Below are 908 nucleotides of genomic sequence, written 5' to 3'. Positions count from 1 at the left end.
CCGTGCCCCGGCGACCGGCCGCGCCCCGGGCCCCCTGCCGTGCACCGCCGGCCCGGCACGGGCCGCGCCGGTCAGCGCAGCACCGCGGCCAGCAGGTCGGAGCCCAGCGCCGACACGGCGGGCATATCGAGGGCATGACGGACGTGACGGCCGTGCCGCCCGGCCGACAGCAGACCGGCGCGGCGCAGGACGGCGAGGTGACGGGAGACCTCCGGCAGGGACAACTCCCAGATGTGCGCCAGCTCCCCGGTGGTGTGCGCGCCGCGCGCCAGGGTGCGCAGCAGCCGCAGCCGCACCGGGTGGGAGAGCGCCGCCAGCCGCAGGGCCACCGTCTCCAGCGGCACCGGGGCGGCCGGCTCCGGCTCCGCCACCGGGTACTGCACCACAGGGCGCCAGCCGGGGGAGTGGACCACCACCAGGTGCGGGTGCGCGAACACGCTCGGGATGAAGGTGAGACCGGCGCCCCTCGCGGAGGCGGCCCTGTCCTGCAGCTTGTCCACGACCAGGCAGCCGCCGTCCGGTGTGAGGGAGAGGGCCCCGGACACCGAGGCGAGCGCCGGGCCGAGCCCCTGGCGCCGCAGCAGGTCGTTCTTCACCCGCAGGTCGGCGGCGAGCCGCCCGGCGACGTCCGCCCAGACGGCGTTGAAGAACTCCTCCGCGCACTGCTCGAGCGTGCGCCGGATCCGCGCCCGCACCGCGCCGGGATCGGCCAGCAGCCGCGCCGTGAAGGCCTCCTGGCGTTGCCCGCGGGCCTGGGCCAGCCGCAGCACCCGCTCCCGTGCGCCACCGTCGGCCAGCGGGGACGGGCCGGCCGGGCGGTCACGACCGCCGCCGCACGTGGAGACGAGCGCGGCGGTCACATAGGTCTCGTCGTCGAGCCGGTCCACGTCGTCCAGCTCCTCGCCGAG

At 77.6% G+C, this 908-nt stretch carries 1 protein-coding gene; it reads right to left on the bottom strand.

All coding sequences use genetic code 11. The features are described from left to right. Positions 1-71 precede the first annotated feature (71 nt). Positions 72-908, bottom strand: an 837-nt coding sequence (locus tag ACOV8S_RS31000; RefSeq protein WP_448321817.1) for a DUF5937 family protein, incomplete at its 5' end; no start/stop codon positions are given.

The organism is Streptomyces sp. CO7 (genome assembly GCF_053474865.1).
This window is presented reverse-complemented; position numbering and strand designations above follow the sequence as displayed.